At 67.8% G+C, this 22,124-nt stretch carries 23 protein-coding genes; 10 read left to right on the forward strand and 13 right to left on the reverse strand.

The window, feature by feature from the left end; translation table 11 throughout:
- The first annotated feature begins 215 nt into the window (after nucleotides 1-215).
- Nucleotides 216-2,312 carry a FimV/HubP family polar landmark protein gene (locus tag AAFN46_RS16810; RefSeq protein ID WP_347809847.1) on the forward strand — a complete coding sequence of 699 codons (2,097 nt, stop codon included), beginning with the start codon at nucleotides 216-218 and terminating at the stop codon, nucleotides 2,310-2,312.
- A 107-nt stretch (nucleotides 2,313-2,419) separates the two neighbouring features.
- Nucleotides 2,420-2,698 carry a SelT/SelW/SelH family protein gene (locus tag AAFN46_RS16815; protein WP_347809848.1) on the forward strand — a complete coding sequence of 93 codons (279 nt, stop codon included), beginning with the start codon at nucleotides 2,420-2,422 and terminating at the stop codon, nucleotides 2,696-2,698.
- On the opposite strand, the gene AAFN46_RS16820 is transcribed toward AAFN46_RS16815, so the two are convergent.
- From AAFN46_RS16820 to AAFN46_RS16830, 3 genes are all read right to left on the reverse strand, one after another.
- Nucleotides 2,695-3,567 (reverse strand): DMT family transporter, encoded by an 873-nt coding sequence (locus AAFN46_RS16820; protein WP_347809849.1) that lies wholly within the window; start codon nucleotides 3,565-3,567, stop codon nucleotides 2,695-2,697. The genes AAFN46_RS16815 and AAFN46_RS16820 overlap by 4 nt on opposite strands.
- A 45-nt stretch (nucleotides 3,568-3,612) precedes the next feature.
- Nucleotides 3,613-3,948 (reverse strand): tRNA-binding protein, encoded by a 336-nt coding sequence (locus tag AAFN46_RS16825; protein WP_347809850.1) that lies wholly within the window; start codon nucleotides 3,946-3,948, stop codon nucleotides 3,613-3,615.
- A 61-nt stretch (nucleotides 3,949-4,009) separates the two neighbouring features.
- Nucleotides 4,010-4,771 (reverse strand): AraC family transcriptional regulator, encoded by a 762-nt coding sequence (locus AAFN46_RS16830; protein WP_347809851.1) that lies wholly within the window; start codon nucleotides 4,769-4,771, stop codon nucleotides 4,010-4,012.
- Nucleotides 4,772-4,903: 132 nt separating this feature from the next.
- Here AAFN46_RS16830 and AAFN46_RS16835 point away from each other — a divergent pair, with 132 nt between their 5' ends.
- Both AAFN46_RS16835 and AAFN46_RS16840 read left to right on the forward strand, forming a co-directional pair.
- Nucleotides 4,904-5,713, forward strand: a complete 810-nt coding sequence (locus tag AAFN46_RS16835; RefSeq protein WP_347809852.1) for a UDP-2,3-diacylglucosamine diphosphatase — start codon at nucleotides 4,904-4,906, stop codon at nucleotides 5,711-5,713.
- The gene (locus AAFN46_RS16840; RefSeq protein WP_347809853.1) at nucleotides 5,710-6,741 is read left to right on the forward strand and encodes a glycosyltransferase family 1 protein; all 1,032 of its coding nucleotides are present in this window, start codon (nucleotides 5,710-5,712) and stop codon (nucleotides 6,739-6,741) included. The genes AAFN46_RS16835 and AAFN46_RS16840 overlap by 4 nt, the downstream gene beginning before the upstream one ends.
- A 263-nt stretch (nucleotides 6,742-7,004) precedes the next feature.
- Here the strand turns inward: AAFN46_RS16840 and AAFN46_RS16845 are convergent, their stop codons facing one another.
- On the reverse strand, nucleotides 7,005-8,393 hold the full coding sequence (locus AAFN46_RS16845) for an adenylate/guanylate cyclase domain-containing protein (RefSeq protein WP_347809854.1): 1,389 nt from the start codon (nucleotides 8,391-8,393) through the stop codon (nucleotides 7,005-7,007).
- 207 nt (nucleotides 8,394-8,600) lie between these two features.
- On the reverse strand, nucleotides 8,601-8,918 hold the full coding sequence (locus AAFN46_RS16850) for an Mpo1-like protein (protein ID WP_347809855.1): 318 nt from the start codon (nucleotides 8,916-8,918) through the stop codon (nucleotides 8,601-8,603).
- A 123-nt stretch (nucleotides 8,919-9,041) separates the two neighbouring features.
- Between AAFN46_RS16850 and AAFN46_RS16855 the strand changes: the two genes are divergently transcribed.
- The 3 genes from AAFN46_RS16855 to AAFN46_RS16865 all read left to right on the forward strand — a co-directional run bounded on the left by AAFN46_RS16855 (nucleotide 9,042) and on the right by AAFN46_RS16865 (nucleotide 11,028).
- Entirely contained in the window at nucleotides 9,042-10,043 is a 1,002-nt protein-coding gene (locus tag AAFN46_RS16855; RefSeq protein ID WP_347809856.1) for an AraC family transcriptional regulator, read from the forward strand.
- Nucleotides 10,044-10,172: 129 nt separating this feature from the next.
- The gene (locus AAFN46_RS16860; protein ID WP_347809857.1) at nucleotides 10,173-10,595 is read left to right on the forward strand and encodes a YciI family protein; all 423 of its coding nucleotides are present in this window, start codon (nucleotides 10,173-10,175) and stop codon (nucleotides 10,593-10,595) included.
- Between the two features lie 13 nt (nucleotides 10,596-10,608).
- Nucleotides 10,609-11,028: a VOC family protein gene (locus tag AAFN46_RS16865; RefSeq protein ID WP_347809858.1), complete on the forward strand. Its 420-nt coding sequence runs from the start codon at nucleotides 10,609-10,611 to the stop codon at nucleotides 11,026-11,028.
- Here the strand turns inward: AAFN46_RS16865 and ggpS are convergent.
- Both ggpS and AAFN46_RS16875 read right to left on the reverse strand, forming a co-directional pair.
- Complete coding sequence (gene ggpS / locus AAFN46_RS16870; RefSeq protein WP_347809859.1) at nucleotides 11,025-13,286, reverse strand: glucosylglycerol-phosphate synthase; 2,262 nt, start codon at nucleotides 13,284-13,286, stop codon at nucleotides 11,025-11,027. The genes AAFN46_RS16865 and ggpS overlap by 4 nt on opposite strands.
- A gap of 85 nt (nucleotides 13,287-13,371) precedes the next feature.
- Nucleotides 13,372-14,619, reverse strand: coding sequence for an MFS transporter (locus AAFN46_RS16875; protein ID WP_347809860.1), 1,248 nt, complete (start codon nucleotides 14,617-14,619; stop codon nucleotides 13,372-13,374).
- 155 nt (nucleotides 14,620-14,774) lie between these two features.
- Here AAFN46_RS16875 and arfB point away from each other — a divergent pair, with 155 nt between their 5' ends.
- Genes arfB through AAFN46_RS16890 form a run of 3 tightly spaced genes read left to right on the forward strand, consistent with a single transcriptional unit; the run spans nucleotide 14,775 to nucleotide 17,523 of the window.
- Nucleotides 14,775-15,188 carry an alternative ribosome rescue aminoacyl-tRNA hydrolase ArfB gene (arfB, locus tag AAFN46_RS16880; protein ID WP_347809861.1) on the forward strand — a complete coding sequence of 138 codons (414 nt, stop codon included), beginning with the start codon at nucleotides 14,775-14,777 and terminating at the stop codon, nucleotides 15,186-15,188.
- A 54-nt stretch (nucleotides 15,189-15,242) separates the two neighbouring features.
- Nucleotides 15,243-16,565 carry a hypothetical protein gene (locus AAFN46_RS16885; RefSeq protein WP_347809862.1) on the forward strand — a complete coding sequence of 441 codons (1,323 nt, stop codon included), beginning with the start codon at nucleotides 15,243-15,245 and terminating at the stop codon, nucleotides 16,563-16,565.
- Nucleotides 16,552-17,523 carry a sensor domain-containing diguanylate cyclase gene (locus tag AAFN46_RS16890; RefSeq protein ID WP_347809863.1) on the forward strand — a complete coding sequence of 324 codons (972 nt, stop codon included), beginning with the start codon at nucleotides 16,552-16,554 and terminating at the stop codon, nucleotides 17,521-17,523. The genes AAFN46_RS16885 and AAFN46_RS16890 overlap by 14 nt, the downstream gene beginning before the upstream one ends.
- Before the next feature lie 102 nt (nucleotides 17,524-17,625).
- On the opposite strand, the gene phnE is transcribed toward AAFN46_RS16890, so the two are convergent.
- The 6 genes from phnE to AAFN46_RS16920 all read right to left on the reverse strand — a co-directional run bounded on the left by phnE (nucleotide 17,626) and on the right by AAFN46_RS16920 (nucleotide 22,115).
- Complete coding sequence (gene phnE / locus AAFN46_RS16895; protein ID WP_347809864.1) at nucleotides 17,626-18,393, reverse strand: phosphonate ABC transporter, permease protein PhnE; 768 nt, start codon at nucleotides 18,391-18,393, stop codon at nucleotides 17,626-17,628.
- Nucleotides 18,390-19,217: an ABC transporter permease gene (locus AAFN46_RS16900; RefSeq protein ID WP_347809865.1), complete on the reverse strand. Its 828-nt coding sequence runs from the start codon at nucleotides 19,215-19,217 to the stop codon at nucleotides 18,390-18,392. Before AAFN46_RS16900 ends, phnE begins: the two co-directional genes overlap by 4 nt.
- Nucleotides 19,211-20,008, reverse strand: coding sequence for an ATP-binding cassette domain-containing protein (locus AAFN46_RS16905; RefSeq protein WP_347809866.1), 798 nt, complete (start codon nucleotides 20,006-20,008; stop codon nucleotides 19,211-19,213). Before AAFN46_RS16905 ends, AAFN46_RS16900 begins: the two co-directional genes overlap by 7 nt.
- Nucleotides 20,005-20,856 (reverse strand): putative selenate ABC transporter substrate-binding protein, encoded by an 852-nt coding sequence (locus AAFN46_RS16910; protein ID WP_347809867.1) that lies wholly within the window; start codon nucleotides 20,854-20,856, stop codon nucleotides 20,005-20,007. The genes AAFN46_RS16905 and AAFN46_RS16910 overlap by 4 nt, the downstream gene beginning before the upstream one ends.
- 107 nt (nucleotides 20,857-20,963) lie before the next feature.
- Nucleotides 20,964-21,950 carry a Fic family protein gene (locus AAFN46_RS16915; RefSeq protein ID WP_347809868.1) on the reverse strand — a complete coding sequence of 329 codons (987 nt, stop codon included), beginning with the start codon at nucleotides 21,948-21,950 and terminating at the stop codon, nucleotides 20,964-20,966.
- Between the two features lie 6 nt (nucleotides 21,951-21,956).
- A complete protein-coding gene (locus AAFN46_RS16920) occupies nucleotides 21,957-22,115 on the reverse strand; it encodes a hypothetical protein (RefSeq protein WP_347809869.1) in 159 nt (52 codons plus the stop codon).
- Nucleotides 22,116-22,124 lie beyond the last annotated feature (9 nt).

Genomic DNA, 22,124 nt, shown 5'->3' on the forward strand with positions numbered 1-22,124 from the left:
TTAGCTGAGTTTCGAGCCTTCCCTATCTCGATTTGGCATAACCCCCGATTGGCGTTCGCCCTGAGCCTTTCTTACGCTGAACCTATACCCGTCGCGCGTTCCAGATGCCGCGCGGGCTTTCGGGGCGCTAGGGACGGCACCCCCGCAGAGTTCCACACCACACGCCAGATCCGCTGGGGATAGGGAGACGCGGACAGGTCGTGCCGGGAGGATTCATGGCTCGCATGCGCCAACTGCTACTGACCCTGGCCTCGGGGTCGGCCTTCTACTCGGGCCTGGTGCCCGCTCTGGGCCTGGGCGAGATCAGCCTGCATTCGGCTCTCAATCAACCGCTGGATGCCGATATAGAGCTGCTGCAGATCGGCGACCTGGAGACCGACGAGATCAAGGTGCGGCTGGCTTCGGCCGAGGACTTCACCCGCTCCGGCGTGGAGCGCTTCTATTTTCTCAACGATCTGCGTTTCACCCCGCTGCTGCAGGGCGGCCGCGGCCTGATCCGGGTGACTTCCGGTAAGCCGGTGCGCGAACCCTACCTGAACTTCATCGTCGAGGTGGCACGCCCGGGCGGCAGCCTGTTGCGCGAGTACACGGTGCTGATCGACCCGCCGGGTTCCGCCGCCTTCAGCCCCAGAACCTCTGCCGAACCGGCGCGTGCGGTTGCGCCGCCGCGCCAGGCCCCGGCCAGGCCGCAGCCAGTGGCCAAGCGGGGCGAGCGCTACCGGGTGCAGACTGGCGACAGCCTGTGGCGCATAGCCGGGCAGCTGCAGGCCGGCGGCAGCGCTGCCGGCCGGGAAGCACTGATGGCCGATATCCACGCCCTCAATCCGCAGGCCTTCGCCGGCGGCGACCCCAATAGGTTGCGCGCCGGCGTGGAGCTGCTGCTGCCGGACTCGGCCCTGGCCGCCACGCCGCAGCCCGCAGCGGCGGTCGAGAGCGGCGGCGCAGCGCTCGAGCCCGTCGCCCAGGCGAGTGCGCAGGAGCCTGCCGCCGCACAGATCGAGGCGCAGCAGCGCCGGGTCGATGCCGAGCTGGCCGAGGCCAATGCGCAGAACCGCGAGTTGCAGAGCGCCCTGGGCGATCTGCAGAGCCAGTTGGCCCAGTTGCAGGCGCAGATGGCCGAGAAGGATCGCCAGCTGCAGCAGATTCGCGCCGATCTGCAGCGACGCCCGCTCGACAGCGCTCCGCTGGCGAGTACCGAGCCCCGCCAGCAGAAAGCCGCGGCGGCGCCCGCCGAAGCGCGGAGCGACTGGGGACTCTGGCTGCTCGGAGGCCTGCTGGTTTTGACCCTGCTGCTCGCTGCCGTGCTGTTCTCGCGCCGCCGCGTGGTGCCGCGCGAGGCCGAAGTGTTGCGCCGCTCGACACCGCTGCCCGAGCCGAGGTCCGAGGTGAGGATCATCTCCCAGGCGCAGGCATCTGCCGAGCCCGAGCCCGAACTCGAGTCCGAGAGCGAAGTCGAGATAGCGCCCGCTGCCGTGGTGCGACCGGCCCCAGAGCGTCAGCCGGCCGGCGCGGCGGACCCTCTGGAGGAGGCCAACATCTACATCGCCTACGGTCGCTTCGCCGATGCCGCCAATGTGCTGCGCAAGGCGCTGGGGCAGCAGCCGGAGCGGCTGGACCTGCGCCTGCGTCTGTACGAGGTGTGCGGCGAGCAGGGTGAGGCCGCCGCCTTCTTCGAACTGGAGCGTGAGCTGCGCGAGATGGGCGCCAGCCATGCCCAGTTGGACCAGATCCGCGCGCGCTACTCCGGGCTGCAACGCCCGCAGGAGGATGCGCTGGCCGACGCGGTACTGCAATTGGACGAGCCGGAACCCGAGCCGCCGCTGCAGGAGGAGTTCCAGCTCAATCTCGACGATCTGTCGCTGGATGCCGACTGGGACCTGGCCAATGTCTTCCAGCCGGAACAGCCGGCCCGCATCAAGCGCGCGCAGGAAGAGGGAGTCGAACCCGCGTTCAGCTCCGACCTGGAGCAATTGCCGGAGGTGCAGGAGGTGGACGCGGACAAGGAGATGCTGGAGTCCTTCGCCGATCTTCCCCATCCCCACGAGGAGGTGTTGGTCGAGGAGTTCGTCGACGCCTTCTCCCGCGAGCCGGTCGGTCGCTCCAACCCGCAGCCGACCCAGGCCAATCCGCTGGACAGCGACCTGGATCACCTGGCCGGAAGCCGCGAGCATCTGGTCAAGCTGAATATGGCGCTGGCCTATATCGAACAGGGCGACATCGGAAGCGCCTGCGACATCCTCAACGAACTGGTCAGCGTGGGCGACGCGCAACAGCGCGAGCGTGCCCGCGAACTGCTGGCCAAGATCGCCTGAGTCGAGACGGTAAGAACAAGGGCGGGGAGGAGGGCGCCGCGGCAAACCCGCGGCGTCGTCCTTTCTGCGCGTTATGATGCACGCCCGATGCGTCCAGGAGTCCGAGCATGAGCGGCAAGCCCGAAGTGGTGATCACCTACTGCACCCAGTGCCAATGGCTGCTGCGCGCCGCCTGGCTGGCCCAGGAACTGCTCAGCACCTTTGCCGACGAGCTGGGCATGGTCTGCCTGCAGCCGGGCACTGGCGGAGTGTTCCGCATCACCTGCGATGGCGTGCAGCTGTGGGAGCGCAAGGCCGATGGCGGTTTCCCAGAGGCCAAGGTGCTCAAGCAGCGCCTGCGCGACCTGATCGATCCGGGGCGTGACCTCGGCCACAACGATCGCTAGGCAATGGCCTCGACGCTGACCGTGTGCTTGTTCAGGCGTGCCGACACCAGGGTGGCCAGCAGGATCAGCGCGCCGCCGCACAGCATGCGCAGGCTCGGCTGCTCGTTGAACAACCACCAGGCGAAGAGGATGCCGTAGACCGGCTCCAGGGCGAATACCACCGAGGCGCTGCGCGCGTTGAGCACGCGCAGGCTGGCGACGAACAGGCTGTGCGCCATGGCCGTGCAGAACAGGCCGAGCAGGGCGATCCACAGCCAGTCCAGGGCACGCACCGTGGGCAGCGCGTCCCAGGCCAGCGGCAGGCTGGCCACCAGTATCGCCAGGCTCTGCCAGAGCGCCGCCTGGGCCGGCTTGACCCCGACCGTGGTGGCCCGGTTGGAGACCGAGACCATGGCGAACAGCAGCCCGGAAAAGACCGCCCAGGCCAGCCCCTGGGTGACGTCGCTGCCCAGGTCGAAGTCTGGGGTGACCAGCACCAGGCCGAGGCTGACCAACGCCACCACGGCCCATTCGACCGAGCGCACCCGCTCGCGGAACAGCAGACCCTCCAGCAGCACGGTGAAGGCCGGGAAGCTGGCGAAGCCCAGGGTGGCCACCGCCACGCCGGACACCTTCACGGCGAGGAAGAATGCCCACCAGTGCCCGCCCAGCAGCAGGCCGGCGCCGATCAGGGCCAGGCGGCGCTGCCAGCCGATGGCCGCCGGCCGCTCGCCGAAGCGGGTCAGCGGCAGCAGGGCCAGCACGGCGAACAGGGCGCGGCCGAACACTATGACCATGGGCGCGGCCAGGGCCAGCTTGCCGAAGATGCCGGACAGGCCGAAGAACAGGGCGGCCAGATGCAGGGCGAAGAGGGCGGTGCGATGTTGCATGGTGATTCCGGGTGAGTAGGGCCGATGGTTTCGCGTGCGCCGGGCTCAGGCCAGGCGGGCGCCATTGGGCAAGGGCCGGTCGAAGCTGGCCAGCACCACCTTGCCGTCTTGGTCGTAGACGCCGGTGACCAGCACTTCCGAGCGCACGCCGGCAATCCGCTTGGCGGCGAAGTTGCACACGCAGAGCACCTGGCGGCCGACCAGCCCGGCGGCATCGTAGTGGGCGGTGAGCTGGGCGCTGGAGGTCTTCACGCCGAACTCGCCGAGGTCCACTTCCAGCACGTAGGCCGGCTTGATCGCCTTGGCGTTGGGGCGGGCGCTGAGCAGGGTGCCGACGCGCAGCTCCACGCGCTCGAAGTCCTGCCATTCGATGGTCTGCATATCGCGGGCTCCTGAGTGTTCGGCAGAGTCTAGGTGCCCGTCGCTGCTCGCGTCTGTCGCGCTACTCGCGCGGTTTGTCGCGCAACTCGCGGCGTAGCTGGCGCGGGGTAACGCCGAATTCGCGCAGCAGGGCGGCGGTGAAGGCGCTCTGCGAACCGTAACCGACCCGCGCGGCGATCTCGCCCACCGCCAGGCGGCTGTGCAGCAGCCAGTGGCGGCCCAGCTGCAGGCGCCGGCGGCGCACATGTTCCATCGGCGTGCGCCCGGTCTCGGCGAGGAAGCGGGCGTGGAAGCGCGCCGGCGACAGTTCGCACAGGCGCGCCAGGTCGGCCACCTGCAGCGGGTGCGCGCAGTGGCGGTCGATGAAGGCATCGAGGCGCGCCAGGGGCAGGCCGTCGCTCGCCAGGGCGGGGGCGCCGCTCAGGCTGGCCAGCAGCAGCGCCGCGCCCTGCTGGGCGATCACCGTATCGTCGATCGGGCTGGCCGCCAGCCACTCCACCAGGCGGCCCTGGGCCTGGCTGAGTTGCACGCGTCCCGGGGTGCCCAGCAGGCGGCGGCCGGCATCGGCATGGTGGCCCAGGCGTTCACGCAGCCAGTCCTCCTGCGGCACGTCGAGCACCAGGCAGCGGCTGCCCGCCGGGCTGGCACAGGCGTGGTGGGTCGCCGCCGGCACCACGGCCAGGCTCATGCTGGCGACCTGGCAGCCATGCCCGGCCACCTCGAAGTCGAGTTGGCCGGACAGACCGAACACCAGCTGGGCGTGATCGTGGCTGTGGGCGATCTGATCGTGATGGTAGTGGCGCAGGGATAGCAGCGGATACATGGCGGGCTCCTGATCGAACGGTCAGTGTACACCGCCATCGGCGCCGGCGATTGTCATCGAGTCGTCGCGCGAATGTCATGGTCGCTTAACCGCCGCCTCGCACCCTTGGGCAAACCCAGCCGGAGGCCGCCCATGAGCATCGCCGAGCGCAGCAAGCCCAGCCGCAAGCAGCATGTCCGTACCCTGTGGATTTCCGATGTGCACCTCGGAACCCGCGATTGCCAGGCCGAACGCCTGGCCGCCTTCCTCAAGCGCTACCAGGCCGATCGCATCTACCTGGTCGGCGACATCATCGACGGCTGGAAGCTCAAGGGCGGCATCTATTGGCCGCAGGCCCATACCAACGTGATCCGCCGCCTGCTGACCATGAGCAAGCGCGGCACCGAGGTGATCTACGTCACCGGCAACCACGACGAGTTTCTGCGGCGTTACTCCAGCCTGGTGCTAGGCAATATCCAACTGGTCGACGAGGCGCTGCACGAGACCGCCGACGGCCGCCGCCTGCTGGTGATCCACGGCGACCAGTTCGACGTGATCACCCGCTACCACAGGTGGCTGGCCTTCCTCGGCGACTCGGCCTACGAGCTGACCCTGACCCTCAACCGCTGGCTCAACCACTGGCGCGAGCGCTGGGGCTACGGCTACTGGTCGCTGTCGGCCTACCTCAAGCACAAGGTCAAGACGGCGGTGAACTTCATCAGCGACTTCGAGGAGGCCATCGCCCACGAGTGCGTCAAGCGCGGCCTCGACGGCGTGGTCTGCGGGCATATCCACCATGCCGAGATTCGCCGGGTAGGCGGCGTGGAATACCTCAACTGCGGCGACTGGGTGGAATCCTGCACGGCGCTTATCGAGCACCTGGACGGCAGCATCCAGCTCTACCGCCTGGCCGAGGATCAAGGCCTGGCGGTAGAGCCGGCGCCGCTCGAGCAGGCGGCATGAGGATTCTCATCGTCAGCGATGCCTGGCAGCCGCAGGTCAACGGCGTGGTCACCAGCCTGCGCGCGCTGGTGGCCGAATTGCGCGAGCTCGGCCATCTGGTCAAGGTGCTGTCGCCGCAGGACTTTCGCCACCTGCCGTGTCCCAGCTACCCGGAGATTCCGCTGGCCTGGGACCTGTGGAGGGTCGGCCCGGCGATCCGCGAGTTCCGCCCGGACTGCGTGCACCTGGCCACCGAGGGCCCGCTGGGCTGGGCCGCGCGGCGCTGGCTGAAGCGGCGCGGGCTGGCCTTCTCCAGCGCCATCCACACGCGCTTCCCCGAATATGTGCATGCCCGTTGGCCGCGGATTCCGCTGAACTGGGGCTACGCCTTCCTGCGCCGCTTCCATCGGCCCAGCCAGGCCGTGCTGGTGAGCACCGAGCGCCTGCGCCAGGAGTTCGCAGGCCACGGCCTGCAGCGCCTGAGCCTGTGGCGCAAGGGTGTGGACAGCGCATTGTTCCAGCCGCGCCCGCGCGAGGAGGGCCAGCCGGTTTTCCTCTACGTCGGCCGCCTGGCGGCGGAGAAGAACCTGCGTGCCTTCCTCGACCTCGACCTGTCGGGCGAGAAGCGCCTGGTCGGCGACGGCCCCGAACGCGCCGAGCTGGAACGCGACTATCCGCAGGCGCGCTTCCTCGGTTTCCTCCAGGGCGAGGCACTGGCCGCGCAGTTCGCCGGCGCCAGCGTGCTGGTGTTTCCCTCGCGCACCGATACCTATGGCCTGGTGATGCTCGAAGCCCTGGCCTGTGGTACGCCGGTGGCGGCCTTCCCGGTGGCGGGACCGTTGGATGTGCTGCAGGCGGGAGTCACCGGGGTGATGGACGAGGACCTGGGGCTGGCCTGCCGGGCGGCCCTGCGTTTGGATCGGCAGGCCTGCGCCGAGCAGGCCATGCGTCAGTCCTGGCGTGCCTCGGCGCTGGAGTTCCTGTGCAGCCAGCCGCTGCTGGACGGCGAGACGCTGGCCGAGCACGACTGGCAGCCGGCGCGGGCCTGAGGACGAAAAAGCCGCCTCGCGGGTAATGCTGTTCACTTAGCGACATCGCACTCGGCCGAACTTTGATTAAGTCGGCACCGCGGCTGTTGTTCTCCCTCTCCCTCTGGGAGAGGGGCGCGCTCTCAAGACGCCGCGACATCCAGGTCATGGTATTGCGCAGTGTCCTTCGCTGCTGGCCAAGCCAGAGAAACGCCGCGACTCTGTAAAGAAATCGCGGCGCTTTCTTAAGTGAACAGCATTAGGCTTCGCGGGGGCTCTTGGTACTACAGGATCACCTTGTCGCGCAGCTTGTCGGCGGCCTGACTGAGGGCCAGGATGACCTTCTCCTTGTCGAAGTTCTGGATGCCGTTGGTGTCCAGATACATGGAGAAGCCCGGCAGTTCGTGCTCGACGTAGCTGGAGCGGGCGCCGAGGTCGCGGCGGTGGTCCACCACCTGGTAGATCTGCACCGGGCGGCTGAAGCCCTTGACCGTGATTTGGCCCTTGTCGCGGCACATGATCAGGTCCTTGACCAGTGAGTAGGCCTCGTGGGAGATGAGAATCTCGCCGGCCTCGGCCGAACTCTCCAGGCGGCTGGCCAGGTTCACCTCGCGGCCAATGATGGTGTAGTCCATGCGTGTGTCGGCGCCGAAGTTGCCCACGGTGCAGTAGCCGGTGTTGAGCCCCATGCGGATCTCCAGCGGCTTGGTGATGCCCTGGGCGCGCCACTGCTGGCGCAGCACCTTCATGTGCTTGCGCATGGCGATGGCCATCGACACGGCGTTCAGTGCGTCCTTCTTGGCGCCCTGGCTGCTGGGGTCGCCGAAGAACACCAGCACGCTGTCGCCGACGAACTTGTCGATGGTGCCGCCATACTTGAGGGCGATCTTCGACATCTCGTTGAGGTAGTTGTTGAGCAGGTCGGTGAGCTGCTCGGCCTCCAGCTCCTCGGACAACTCGGTGAAGCCCTTGATGTCGGAGAAGAACACGGTGAGCTTCTTGCGCTGGGTCTCCAGGCGCACGTGCTTCTTGCCCTTGAAGATCATCTCCCAGACCTGTGGCGACAGGTACTTGGCCAGGTTGCGCGCCAGCCGCGCGGCCTTCTCCTGCTCGCGCTTGATCTCGCTGCGCGCCTGGGTCAGGCGCATGCCCTGCTCGTGCACGAAGTAGGCGGTGATGCAGACGTACAGGGTGGTCAGCAGGATGCTGGTGGCGGCCACCAGGGTCGGGGTATCGGGGTTCAGCTCCGGGCGCAGCAGGGCGGTGCTCAGCGCCATGCTGGCCGTCGCCACCAGCGCCGCCATGCCCATCTGGCGCAGGCCGCCGGCGATCAGCGCGCTGAAGCACAGGGTGAGCAGGAACATCAGCGTCGGCACCGCCGAGAAGCCCATCAGCACGGCGGCGGCGCCGGCGTGCAGGGCATCGAGGAACAGCAGGCTCAGGCGGGTCTGCTGCGGGTAGTCGAACTTGAAACGGTTGCCCAAGTGATGCGCCAGGTGCGGGTAGAGCAGGGCGTAGGGCACCATCCACAGGATGTCGTAGCCGAAATGCAGGCTGTAGGTGCCGGCGGCGATGGCCGCGGCCGGCGCTATATAGGCCAGTACCCGCGAATAGTATTCGCGCAGCAGGGGGGCAGGCTGCGCCCTGGGGCTTTCCTGGAGATTGGACTTCATCGATGGAGCGATCCCTGTTGATTTTCCGGCGCTTCTACCGAGCGTCTAAGCGGTCTGCAAGACCTGCGCCAAGGCATGGCGGGTGAGGGATCATAGCCAGCCACCGCCCGCTGGCCAAGCCTGGCCGCCGAGCGGTGGGGTCGATGAAGTGACTAGACGGTCATGATGGCGCCACTTGGCGCGTCGAGTTTTCCGCCCTGCGCGGCCTCAGAAGCGGATGCGTCCGGTGAGGGCGTCCTTGAGCATCACCCAGTCGCCCATGAAGCTGTACAGGGGGTACTTGAAGGTGGCCGGCTTGTTCTTCTCGAAGGCGAAGTGGCCAACCCAGGCGAAGCCATAGCCGGCGAAGGGCAGGGCCAGCAGCCACAGCCACTGCTGGCTGAGCAGGGCGTAGGCGAGGATGCCGAGTACCAGCAGGCTGCCGACGTAGTGCAGGCGGCGGCACACGTCGTTGCTGTGTTCCTGCAGGTAGTAGGGGTAGAACTCGGCGAAGCTGCTGAAGCGTTCGGTGGTTTCGGCGCTCATGGCGTACCTCCTGTCATTGTTGGCCGCAGTCTAGGCGAGCTGTCTCCGACGGCCAGTGACATAGAGTGCCAGTTTAGTATCCTCGTGGCGCCAGACCCCGTTGGCCAATCCATAAGAAGAATGATGAGCGAACGAACCACTTCCTCCAGTTGGGCCCAGGCCATTGTCCAGGCCCTGGAACTCGGCGGCGTCGACTGTCGGGCGCTGTTCGCCCGCCTGGGCCTGGACTACGCCGCCCTCGGCGATGCGGATGCGCGCTTCCCGCAGGACGCCATGACCCGTCTCTGGCACCTGGCGGTGGAGGCCTCGGGCAATCCGGCCATCGGCCTGAACATGGCCCAGGTGGTGAGGCCCTCGTCCTTCCATGTGGTCGGCTACGCGCTGATGTCCAGTCGCAACCTGCTGGAGGGCTTCAATCGTCTGGTGCGCTACCAGCGCATCATCGCCGAGGGCTCGGACCTCAGCCTGCGCCCGTTGCCTGAGGGCATCGAGCTGATCCAGGCCATCCACGGCGATCGCCTGCCGCCGGCGCGGCAGAGCTCCGAGGCCTCGCTGGCCTATTCGCAGGCCTTCTGCCGCTGGCTCACCGGCAAACCTATCACGCCGCTGCGGGTCAGCTTCCAGTGCCCGCCTCCGGCCGATCCGCGCCCCTACCAGGAAGTCTTCCAGGCGCCGCTGAAGTTCAACGCCGAGCATTATTCGCTGCTCTACGCGCGGGCCGACCTGATGGCGCCGCTGCCCTCGGCCAACGAGGAGCTGGCGCAGCTGCACGACCGCTTCGCCGGCGAGTATCTGGCGCGTTTCTCCGGCAGCCGGGTGACCCATCAGGTGCGTCAGGTGCTGTGCCGGCTGCTGCCCCAGGGCGAGCCCAAGCGCGAGGCGGTGGCCCAGGCGCTGCTGCTGTCCGAGCGCACCCTGCAGCGGCGTTTGCAGGAGGAGGGCACCAGCTATCAGCAACTGCTCGACGACACCCGCCGCGAGCTGGCCGAGCAGTATCTGGCGCAGGCCAACCTGCCGCTGCTGGAGATCGCCTACCTGCTCGGCTTCGCCGACCCCAGCAACTTCTTCCGTGCCTTCCGCCGCTGGTTCGACAGCACGCCGGGCGAGTATCGGGCGCGGTTGTGAAGACGCAGGCCCAGCGTCTTCTGACGGCTAGGTCAAAAAAACTTTCGCTCTCCTGTCGATCTGCTTCACTGTCGTTCGACCAATGGACAGACCCGCCGTGGTGGTGGGCGTCGAACAAGGAGAAAGACAATGCGATTCATGGTGATAGTCAAGGCCACCCAGGACTCCGAGAACGGCGTGATGCCTAGCGAGGAGCTGCTGGCGGCCATGGGGCGATACAACGAGGAGCTGGTCGCGGCCGGCATCATGAAGGCCGGCGAGGGTCTGCACCCGAGCAGCCGTGGCGTGCGTGTGCAGTTCTCCGGCAACCGGCGCACGGTGGTCGATGGTCCCTTCGCCGAGACCAAGGAGCTGATCGCCGGCTTCTGGATCTGGGAAGTGGCCTCGCTGGCCGAGTGCATCGACTGGGTCAAGCGCTGCCCCAACCCGATGCCGGGTGACTCGGAGATCGAGATTCGCCAGATCTTCTCGGCCGAGGACTTCGGCGAGGAGTTCACTCCCGAGCTGCGCGAGCAGGAAGCACGCCTGCGCGCCCAGATCGCCGTCGAATAAGGAGAGAGCAGCGATGAAAATCCATGCCTACCTGATCTTCGATGGCTGTTGCGCCGAGGCCTTCCGCTTCTACCAGCAGGCGCTGGGTGGCGAGCTGCAGCTGATGTCTTTCGCCGACAGCCCGGCCTGTGGCGATGTGGCGCCGGAGCACCGCGAGCGCACCATGCACGCCTGCCTGGATGTCGGCGGCGAGCTGCTGATGGGCTCGGACTGCATGCCGGGCGATGCCCATGAGGGCGTCAAGGGCTGCCATATCTCCATCCAGGCCGAGGACATGGCCCAGGCCGAGCGCCTGTACCGGGCGCTGTCGGCCCAGGGCTCGGTGCAGATGGAGCTGCAGCGCACCTTCTGGGCCGAGGGCTTCGCCATGCTCACCGACCGCTTCGGCGTGGCCTGGATGGTCAACTGTGTGGGCGACTCGCCTGCGCTCTAACCGGCGCAGGCCTGTGTCGCGGTCGCGTCCTGCTGCGGACCGGCCGCGGCGAGGAAGTCGTCGCCCCAGCGGCGGATGTCGTTGAAGCAGACGATGTCGAACAGCTCGCGCATGCGTGCCTGCGCCTCGCTCTTGGGCAGGTTGAGCGCCAGGTAGCAGGTCTGCGCCAGGTCCACCGGGTCGTGCGGGTTGGTCAGCAGGGCACCCTTGAGCTCGGCCGCCGCGCCGGCGAACTCGGAGAGCACCAGCACGCCGCTGCCGCCGAGCAGGCCCTGGGCGGCGACGAATTCCTTGGCCACCAGGTTGAGGCCGTCGCGCAGCGGGGTGATCCACATGACGTCGGCCATGGCGTACCAGGCGCTGACTTCCTCGAACGGCAGGCTGCGGAAGAAGAACTGCAGCGGCGTCCAGCCCAGGCGGGCGAAGCGCCCGTTGATGCGCCCCACGGCCTGCTCGATCTGGCTCTGTAGCTCGTCGTAGATGGTCATCTCCTTGGCCGCCGGCACGCACACCGTGACCAGGGTGACCTTGCCGTGCAGCTCGGGGTTCTCCGCCAGCAGGCGCTCGTAGGCGTTGAGCTTCTCCAGGATGCCCTTGGTGTAGTCGAGGCGTTCCACCGAGAGGATCAGGCGCACGCCCTTCAGTTCCTCGCGCAGGCGCTGCATCATCTCCTTGATCTTCGGGGCCTCCAGGGCACTGCGGACGCGCTCGATATCCAGGCCGACCGGATGGGCGCCGAGGCGGACGGTGCGGCTGCCGGTGTCGAGCGCGGTGGTCATGCGCTCCAGGCCCACCGCGCAGCCATAGGTGACGAAGCGCGGTGCGCAGTTCTGTCGGGTCAGGGTCTGGAGCGGGAACACGCCACGCGCCACGTCGACGAAGTTCTCCACCTGGCGCGGGATATGGAAGCCGATGTAGTCGCACTGCAGCAGGCTGCCGACGATCTGCCGGCGCCAGGGCAGCACGTTGAACACGTCCGCCGAGGGGAAGTAGGTGTGGTGGAAGAAGGCGATGCGCAGGTCCGGGCGCAGCTCGCGCAGGTAGGCCGGCACCATCCACAGGTTGTAGTCGTGCAGCCACACCAGCGCGCCCGCGGCGGCCTCGCGCGCGGTGCGCTCGGCGAAGGCGCGGTTGACCTCGCAGAACACCTGCCAGTCGTCCTCGTTGAAGCTGGCGCGCTCCCAGAAGGTGTGCAGGGTCGGCCAGAAGGCTTCCTTGGAGAAGCGCTTGTAGAACACGTCGACCTGTGCCTTGCTCAGCGCCAGGCGCGCGGCGGTCAGTTGCGGGTAGCGCTCGGCGTCCACCGTGGTGTGGCTGTCGAAGGTGCCGTCGCCTTCCTCGTGCACCGCCCAGGCGATCCACGAGCCCTTGCGGCCGTCGGCGAAGAAGCTCAGCAGGGTGGGGATGATGCCGTTCGGCGAGCTGGGCCGGCGCCGCTGCAGCTTGCCGTCGACGCGGTGTTCCTCGTAGGGCAGGCGATGGTAGACCATGACCAGTTCGGCCTTGCCCGGCTCGGTGGCCTGACGGCGCTCGGCGGCGATGCCCTGTTCGCCGAGGAAGCCGAAGTGGACGAAGGCCTGGAGGATGCCGCCGCAGCCCGGACGGCTGGCGTGCAGGGTGCGCGAGTGCTGGCGCGTGGCCTCCAGCAGGGCCGGCTCGGAGTCGCCGACGCAGACGCCCTTGAAGCTGCTGCTGAGCATCGACAGATCGTTGAGGGTGTCGCCGGCGGCCAGCACCTGGTCGTGCTCCAGTTCCAGCCAGTCGGCCAGGGCGCGCAGGCTGCTGCCCTTGTTCACCCCGCGCGGGAGGAAGTCCAGGTACAGGTCGGCGGAGTACAGCAGGTCGCAGTCCAGCGCCTCGGCGGCCTCGCGCAGGGCCGGGTCGGCGGCGCGCTCGGGACTGCAGAAATAGGAGCAGCGGCGCGCCTGCGGCACGTCCTGGCGCTGCAGGTCGGCGAAACCGGCCAGGGCCTGGGCCACCTGCGATTCGCCCGGCCAGCGCTGGTCGATGCGCGCCTGCAGCGGCTGCAGCGGCTGCAGGGTCTGGCCGTCGTAGAGGCTGGCGCCGACGTCGGCGATGATGTAGTCGGGTTGCGGCAGGGTCGGGTCGGCGAGCAGCGGCAGCACGGCCTCCAGACTGCGCCCGGTGACATAGGCCAGGCGAATTTCCGGGTGGGCGGCGATGGTCTGATACAGGTTCAGACGATCTTCGGGATCGCCGGCGAGGAAGGTTCCGTCCAGGTCGGTGGCGAGCAGCATAGGGGATGGTTCTCCAGAATGGCCCCGCAGGGCGGTTCTGGCTGCTTGGGATAGGCTCGGGGCCTTGCCGAAGCAGCCTCGGACGTCATTCGGACGCGGTTTCGGTGTTCTCCTGTGGCGGCGTGTCGGGCATCAGCTCGAGCACAGTGGGGCTGGTGCGCAGCATCGGCATGAAATGCGCCGGCGGTTCGCTGACCAGATCGCTGACATGCCGCAGGCGGTAGAGGGTGTAGCCGGCCAGCAGGGCCAGGGTCGCGGCGAAGTACAGTGGCAGGGCCACGGCGCCGAACTGTTGCATCAGCATGCCGACCAGCAGCGGGCCGCAGGCGGCGCCGATGCCGTTGACCAGCAGCAGGCTGCCGGAGCCGGCGAGTATCTCGTCCGGGTGCAGCTGGTCGATCAGCTGCGCCACGCCCAGCGGGTAGATGGCGAAGGACAGCCCGCCCCAGAAGAAGAACAGCGCGACCAACCCGTACCCCGGCGGCAGGGCGGCCATGCCGAGGGCGCCGAGCACCGCCAGCAGCACCACCCAGAGCAGCACCTTGCGCCGGTCGTGGCGGTCGGAGAAGCGCCCGATCGGCCATTGCAGCAGGGCGCCGCCGAGGATGGTGGCGGTCATCAGCAGGCCGACCTGGCCGGTGTCGAAGCCGATCAGGCTGGCATACACCGGCGCCATGCCCCAGAAGCCGCTCAGGGCCAGGCCGGACAGGCCCGAGGCGGCCAGCGCCAGCGGCGCCACGGCGGCGATCTGGCGCAGGTTCGAGCTGGGCGCCTCCGGCAGGCTGGGCTGCAGCTGACGGGTCAGGGTCACCGGCATCAGCGCGGCGATGATGGCGATGGTGGCCACGGCGAACAGGGCGAAGCCGAGCGAGGGATCGAGGCGCAGCAGCTGCTGGCCGAGGGCCAGGGCGCCGAGGTTGACCGCCATGTACAGGGCGAAGATCTTGCCGCGATTGGCGCTGGTGGCGCGGGCGTTGAGCCAGCTCTCGATGACCATGTACAGGCTGATCAGGGCGATGCCGTAGAGCACCCGCAGCAGCACCCAGACCCAGGGTTGTGCGATCAGCGCATGGAGCAGGGCGGAGATGGCGGCGAGGGCGCAGCAGAAGGCGAAGGCGCGGATATGGCCGACCCGCTTGATCAGCGGAGCGCCCACCCAGATGCCGAGGAAGAAGCCGACGAAGTAGCCGGACATGATCAAGCCGAGCAGGGTCGTCGAGTAACCCTCCGCCGCGCCCTTGAGCGTCAGCAGAGTATTGAGCAGGCCGTTGCCGAGTAGGAGCAGAGCGACGCCGCTCAGGAGCGAGCTGATGGGTGCTATCTGGGGCCACATGGTTATCTACCCTAGGGGAATAGGCCGCTCGTGGCAACCCGCGATCGGCTTTTACAAAGATTAACCTGTTGTTTTTAAATGATTTATTTTTGTTAGAAAGCTATCTATCCGGTTTGCGTTATGCTGCCTCATACACTGTATGCCGAGCCTGTTTCATGCTGGTCATCTCCCACGCCGTCCATCTGCCTCTCGACGACATCGAGCTGAGCTATATCCGTGCCCAGGGTGCCGGCGGGCAGAACGTCAACAAGGTATCGAGCGCCGTGCACCTGCGTTTCGACAGCCAGGCCTCGTCCTTGCCGCCGTTCTACAAGGAACGCCTGCTGGCCCTGCGCGACAGCCGCATCACCGAGGGCGGCGTGGTGGTCATCAAGGCCCAACAGTTCCGCACCCAGGAGCAGAACCGCGCCGATGCCCTGGAACGTCTGGCCGAGCTGATCCGCAGCGCCGGCAAGACCGAGAAGGCGCGCCGCCCGACCAAACCGACCCTGGGTTCGAAGAAGCGTCGCCTGGACGGCAAGGCCAAGCGCGGGGCGATCAAGGCCGGGCGCGGCCGGGTGGACTACTGACGGCGCATCATCGCGATGGTGTATAACCACACCACCAGCATGGAGAGCAGCCCAATGCCATCATCGCCCGAAGCCTTGCAACAGGCGCGTCAGCGCCTCGCCGATGCCCAGGAGAAGGTTGCGCGCCTGCGCGATCTCGATCCCTATCTGATCGATCTGTCGCTGCGCGAGAACCCGGTGGGCGCGCGCGTCGGCCAGACCCTGGCGGACAAGCTGGCGATACTGCCCAAGCTGCGTGAGTTCGGTTTTCGCAACATCCTCCTGGGCACGCTCGACTATTCCTATCCGGACGAGCTGGAGGTGGACGACGACTTCATGATGACCCTGCGCGACCGGCAGGTGGACATGAGCGGCTGCTTCGCCTTCACCGCCGTGGGCCTGGTCGATGCCGATGGCCGCTTCGTGCCCGACCCCTCGCAGCTCAAGCTGCGCGACTACCGGGTGCCGAACACGCTGCACGAGATCTACCTGAGCGAGGCGGGCATGGCCGGGCAGTACGACCTGGCGACCCTGCTGCGCAGCCTGCCGGCCAGCATCCAGTGGCTGCGCGAGAATATCCGTGGCGACCAGGGCGGTGCGCCGCGCATCCTGATCAACATCGTCGATGGCTGTGACGCCTTCGCCGAGAACCCGGAAGGCGTGTTCGAGGTGCTGAGCCTGCTCGCCGAGCAGCCCATCGAGGGCATCAGCTTCGAGGATGACCGTGGCACCTACCTGCCCCTGCAGGTCGGCGCCTATGTCGCCGCGGCGCGCAGCCTGCTGCCGCCGCCGTTGAAGATTCTGGTGCACATGCACGCCGGTGGCGGTTTCGAGAACGCCTCGCTGATCGAGGCCCTGGTCAATGGCGCGGATGGTGTCTGGGGCGGTCTGCCCAAGCGGGCGGCGATCATCGGTCACGCCTCGCTGGGCGAGCTGATCGCCAACCTGGTGCGGGTTGGCAACCCGCACATGCAGCGCTATCGCCTGGATCGTCTGCTGCCTCTGGCGACCAAGCTGCAGGTGTTGGACGAGGAGCAGCAGGTGCCAGACGACCTGCCAATTCTCGGGCACAACGCCTATCGTCTGCCGCTGAGTTTCTTCCGGCAGATTCCGGGGCGTTTCATGGACCTGCCGCCGGAGGCCATCGGCGGGCGCTATCGCTACCGCATCTGCCCGCTGGTCAGCGATACCCAGGTGATCGCCGGACGCCTGGAGGAAGTGACTGGGCGACCCGCCGCGGAGTTTTCCCAGGCCGTGCTGGAACAGATGATTTTCCTGATGCGCCGCGACCTGCGGGCCGGCGAGCGTATCGTTTACGATCAACCGGACAACCTGCTGCGACTGTTTGCTCGCGCCCAACATGCGAGCGAGGTCGCCAGCGCCGATGTCGAGGTCTGAAACCGTGGAAGCCGACAGTGCCGTCTACAAGACCCTGCTCGAATCGACCAAGGCCATTCCCTGGAAGATCGACTGGGCGAGCATGACCTTCGCCTATATCGGCCCGCAGATCGAGCCGCTGCTGGGCTGGTCGCAACAGAGCTGGATCAGCGCCAACGACTGGGCCGAGCGCATCCACGAGGAGGATCGCGAGCGGGTGGTGAGCTTCTGCATCGCCCAGTCGCAGAACGGCATCGACCACGAGGCCGACTATCGCGCGCTGACCGCCGACGGGCGCTATGTGTGGATCCGCGATGTGGTGCATGTGCAGCGCAACGCGGCCGGCGAGACCGAGGCGCTGATCGGCTTCATGTTCGATATCAGCGAGCGCAAGAAGACCGAGGAGCAACTGCTGGCCCTGCAGAAGCAGCTGGAGGAGTATTCCTACAAGGACGGCCTGACCGGCATCAACAACCGGCGCATGTTCGACTCGGTGCTGGAGGTGGAGTGGGCCAGTGCCCAGCGCACGCGGCGGCCGCTGTCGCTGGTCCTGCTGGATATCGACTACTTCAAGCAGTTCAACGATCACTATGGCCATATCGAGGGCGACGATTGCCTGCGCCGCGTCGCCCAGACGCTGGAGCAGGCTGCCGCCCGCCCGCGTGACTGCGTGGCGCGTTTCGGCGGCGAGGAGTTCGCCCTGATCCTGCCGGAGACCGACGGCGAGTCGGCGAAGAAGATCGCCGAGCGCTGCCGCAGGCTGATCGGCCAGTTGCGCATTCCCCACGAACAGTCCAGGGTGGCCCCGTTGCTGACCCTGAGCCTGGGCGTCGGCACCCTCGTTCCCGAGGCCGAGGATACGCCGCAGGCCTTTCTCGCCGAGGTCGACAGGCTGCTCTACCAGGCCAAGCGCCAGGGCCGCGACCGTTTGCTGCATGGCCACTGTGGCGGTGGCGAAGCGGATAGCTGCCGGGCCTAATCCGGATGTACGGATGTAGGGTGGGTTAGCCGCGCAGAGGCGTAACCCACCGAGCGATGGCGCGGTCGGTTGCCGCCTCGCTCCCCCCGGACTGCATCCGGGCTACGCCCGCACCCAGCGCTGCCGCGTCCAGCCGCTCAGGGCATCCACCGCGAACACCAGCGCCAGCATGGCCAGGATCACCGTGCTGGCCTGCGCCTCCTGGAACAGGCTGAGGCTGACGTAGAGCATCTGCCCCAGGCCGCCGGCGCCGACGAAGCCGAGCACGCTGGCCATGCGGATATTGTTCTCCCAGCGGTACAGCGAGTAGGCCAGCAGCTGCGGGAACAGGTTGGGCAGGGTGCCGTAGCAGAAGGCTTCGATCTGCCCGCCGCCCTGCAAGCGAATGGCCTCGGCCGGCGCCTTCGGCGTGTTTTCCAGTGCCTCGGCAAATAGCCTGCCGAGCACTCCGGCCGTATGCAGCGCCAGGGCCAGGGTGCCGGCATTCGGGCCGAGGCCGGCGGCCAGCACCATCAGCGCCGCCCACACCAGTTCGGGAATCGCCCGCAGCGCGTTGAGCAGCAGGCGGGTGACGCTCTGCGCCAGCAGGCCGAAGCGCCCCGCGGCCGGCAGCGCCAGGAGCAGGCCGAGCACCGCGGCGAGCAGGGTGCCGAGGGCCGACATGGCCAGGGTCTCCAGGGCGCCGCGGCCGATGGCGGCAAGGTGCGTGGCGCTCAGGTCCGGCTGCAGGAAGCGCGCGGCGTAGGCGCCCATATGGCCGAGGCTGTCGCTGCCGAGCAGAGCGCTCAGGTTCAGGCCCAGGTAAATGAAGGAAGCGACCACCGCGCCGAGCATCATCCCGACCAGCGCCAGATTGGCCAGCCGCTTCATGCCAGCCTCCCGCGCAGCAGGCGGCTCAGGCCGTCGGCCAGCAGCACCAGGACCAGGAAGGTCAGCAGCATGCTGGCCACCTCGCCGCCGGCGAACATGCGCAGCGACAGGTCGATCTGCTGGCCCAGGCCGCCGGCGCCGACGAAGCCCATCACCACCGAGGCGCGGATCGCGCATTCCCAGCGGTACACGCTGTAGGACACCAGCTCCGAGGCGGCGTTGGGCAGGATGCCGTAGGCGAAGGCGGCGAGGCGCCCGGCGCCGCCCTGCAGCAGGGCGTGCATGGGGCGCCGATCGACCGACTCGAAGATTTCCGCGTAGACCTTGCCGAGCATGCCGGCGTAGGTGATGGCGATGGCCAGCACCCCGGCGGTGGGGCCGAGGCCGACGGCGCGCACGAACAGCAGGGCCCAGACGATCTCCGGCACGCTGCGCAGGAAGATCAGCAAGGCCCGCACCGGCCAGCGCAGGGCCTGGCCCAGGGCGCTGGGCCGGCCGCCGCGCGCCGCCGCCGTCAGCGACAGTGCGCGGCTGGCCAGCAGCGCGGCCGGCACCGCGATCAGCAGCGCCAGGGCCATGCCGGCGGTGGCGATGGCCAGGGTCTGCAGGGTGGCGGCAAGCAGCAGGTCGAGGAACTCGCGGCCGTGCTCGGGCGGCCAGAAGGCGGCGACGAAGCGGCCCATTTCGCCCTGGCTGTCGGCCGCCAGCAGCACGCCGAGGTCCAGCTCGCTGAGCCGGATGCCCGGCCACAGCAGGGCGATGGCCAGGGCCGTCAGCAGCAGGCGGGGCACGGCGGCGGGGTCGCGGCTGTCCGATCTCAGCATCGCGGGATCTGCAGCGTCAGGGTCACCGCCGGTGCGGGCGGCGAGAGCAGTTGCTCGTTGGCGTAGAGGGCATCGAGCAGCGCCTGGTCGACCTCACCGGCCGGGCGGTCGAAGGCGATCTGCCCGTCGCGCACGCCGACGATGCGCGGGAAGTGCGCCAGGGCCAGCTCCACCGCATGCAGGCTGGCCACCAGGGTCACGCCATGGGCTTCGGCATGTCGGCACAGCACGGAGAGGGTGTGGTCGGCCAGCACCGGGTCCATGGCCGACACCGGCTCGTCGGCCAACAGCAGCTCGGGCGCCTGGTACAGCGCGCGGGCGATGCCGACCCGCTGCAGCTGGCCGCCGGACAGCTGCTGGCACTGGGCGAAGAGTTTGTCGGCCAGATCCAGGCGGGAGAGGACCGCCCGGGCGCCGGGAATATCGACGGGATGCAACAGGCTGAGCAGGCTGCGGCCCAGGCTCCACTGACCGAGCCTGCCGGCCAGCACGGCGCTGACCACTCGCTGCCGGGGTGGCAGCGGCGGCGCCTGGTGGATCAGGCCGATGCGCGAACGCAGGCGCTGGCGCGCGCGGGCGCCGAGCCGCCAGGGCTGCGTGCCGAGTAGTTCGAGCGTGCCGGCGCTGGGCTGCAGGGCGGTGGCCAGCAGGCCCAGCAGGCTGGACTTGCCGGCGCCGGACGGGCCGATGATGGCGACCCGCTCGCCAGTGCCTATGGCCAGGTCCACGCCGCGCAGGGCGTGGACGCCGTTGCCGTGCTGCAGCCGCGCCTGGGTCAGGCGCAGGCTCATTTCAGCAGGTCGGCGGCGCGGGCGGCGTCCTCGATGCCCTTGTAGTTCTCAGGCTTGGTTTCGATGAAGCGCGAGGCGGCCTGCAGGTCGAGGATCGCCTTGTGCTCGGGCACGGCCGGGTCGAGGGCGAGGAAGGCGGCCTTGATCTTGTCGGCCAGGGCCGCATCGAGGCTGCCGCGCACGGTCCAGTTGTAGTCGTAGTAGGTCGGGGTGGTGGCGAACACCTTGACCTTGGCGGTATCGACCTTGCCGGCGGCGACCAGCTTGTCCCACACGCTGGCGTTGAGCACGCCGCCGTCGACCTTGCCGGCCTGTACCCAGGCGGCGGTGGCGTCATGCGCGCCGGAGTAGCCGACGCGGCTGAAGAAGGCTTCCGGCTTGATGCCGTCCTGCAGCATGAAGTAGCGCGGCATCAGGCTGCCGGAGGTGGAGGACACCGAACCGAAGGCGAAGCTCTTGCCCTTGAGGTCGGCCAGCGACTTCACGCTGGCATCGGAGGTGATGAACTTGCTGGTGAACTGGGCATCCTGCTCGCGCTGTACCAGCGGCAGGGCGTTGCCGGTCTTCAGGCGCACCTGGACGAAGGTGAAGCCGCCCAGCCAGGCCAGGTCGATGCGGTCGGTGGCCAGGGCCTCGACCACCGCCGGGTAGTCGGCCACCGGGACGAACTCGACCTGCATACCCAGTTCCTGCTCCAGGTAGGCGCCCAGCGGCTCGAACTTGCGCAGCAGCTCGGTGGGGGCCTCGTCGGGAATGGCGCTGACCTTAAGGACGTCGGCGGCCTGGGCCAGGGTGGCCGACAGGGACAGGGCAATAGCGGTGGCGAGCGCCAGGGTACGCTTGAGCATGAAGATTCTCCGGTTCAATAGCGGAAAAGGTTCGCAGGGCAGGGCCGGCGGCCGTGCTCCGTCAGGGTAGTAGAACGGCGGCGATTATAGGGGCGCCGGGCACTGTTTCAACGCAGAGATTGCCCCAGCGCGCTCAGGCGATATCTCTGCAGGCGGCTGTTGGGCTTGGAGGGCAGGCTGTATTCGATCAGCCCCTGCGCCAGCGCCGGCTGCAGATAGCGCTCGCGGAACGACTTGCGATCCCGCAGGCCAAGCAGCGTCTGCAGTTCATCCCGACTCATCTCGCCCCGCAGCACGGCGAGCAGTCGTTCGACTTGTGGGGTGACTTGTGGGTTGACTTGGGGGGCGTTGGCCTGCAGTGCATCCAGAATCATGCGCAGCATGAACTCGATAAAAGGTGTGCACTCACCCAGACGAGTGCTCTCATTGAGCGCCTGGTAATACTCGGCCTGGTGAATATGCACCAGGCTTTCCACCGGAATATGGGCGAGTTGCGGGTTCCAGCGGCTCAGGATCAAGGTCTGCCACAGCCGGCCCATGCGGCCGTTGCCGTCCTCGAAGGGATGGATGAACTCGAATTCGTAGTGGAACACCGAGCTGGCAATCAGCGGATGAGCATCGGTGCTGCCGAGCCAGCTCAACAGGTTGCCCATCAACAGCGGCACGCGACTGGCCGGCGGCGCCATATGCACCACCTGCGCGCCATTCATCACGCCCACGCCGCCGCTGCGATATTGCCCGGTGGCATCCAGCAGCCCGGTCATCAGCAGGCGATGGGCCGTCAGCAAGTCCCTTTCGCTGTCCGGCCGCCACTGCTCGAACTGTTCGTAGGCCTGGATCGCATTGCGCGCCTCCTGAATATCCCGAGGCGGGGCCATGACCGGCTTGCCGTCGAGAAGGGCGGTGATCTGCGCCTCGCTCAGGGTGTTGCCCTCGATGGCCAGCGAGCCCTGGATGGTGCGGATGCGATTGAGCCTGCGCAGACGCAGCGAGCTGGCCAGGGCCTGCTGCACCGCCAGTCGCCCCAGCGCCTCGCCGATCCGGGCGACCAGGTCGACAATGGCGGAGGTGAGGCTGTAGGGCGGCTGGATCATGTCGGGTTAGGCGCAGATGGCCTTGCGCAACTGCGCATCGACAGACATGCCGGCCACCGAAGCATGGGTCACCATCACGAACACACAGCGCCCGCCACTGGCCTTGGCCCAGACCTCGCCGATATCACGCTTTTCCCGGGTTCGAGTGAGTTTAGCCACGCTCATGAAATTTTC

The organism is Pseudomonas sp. CAU 1711 (assembly GCF_039888625.1).
Classification (GTDB): domain Bacteria; phylum Pseudomonadota; class Gammaproteobacteria; order Pseudomonadales; family Pseudomonadaceae; genus Aquipseudomonas.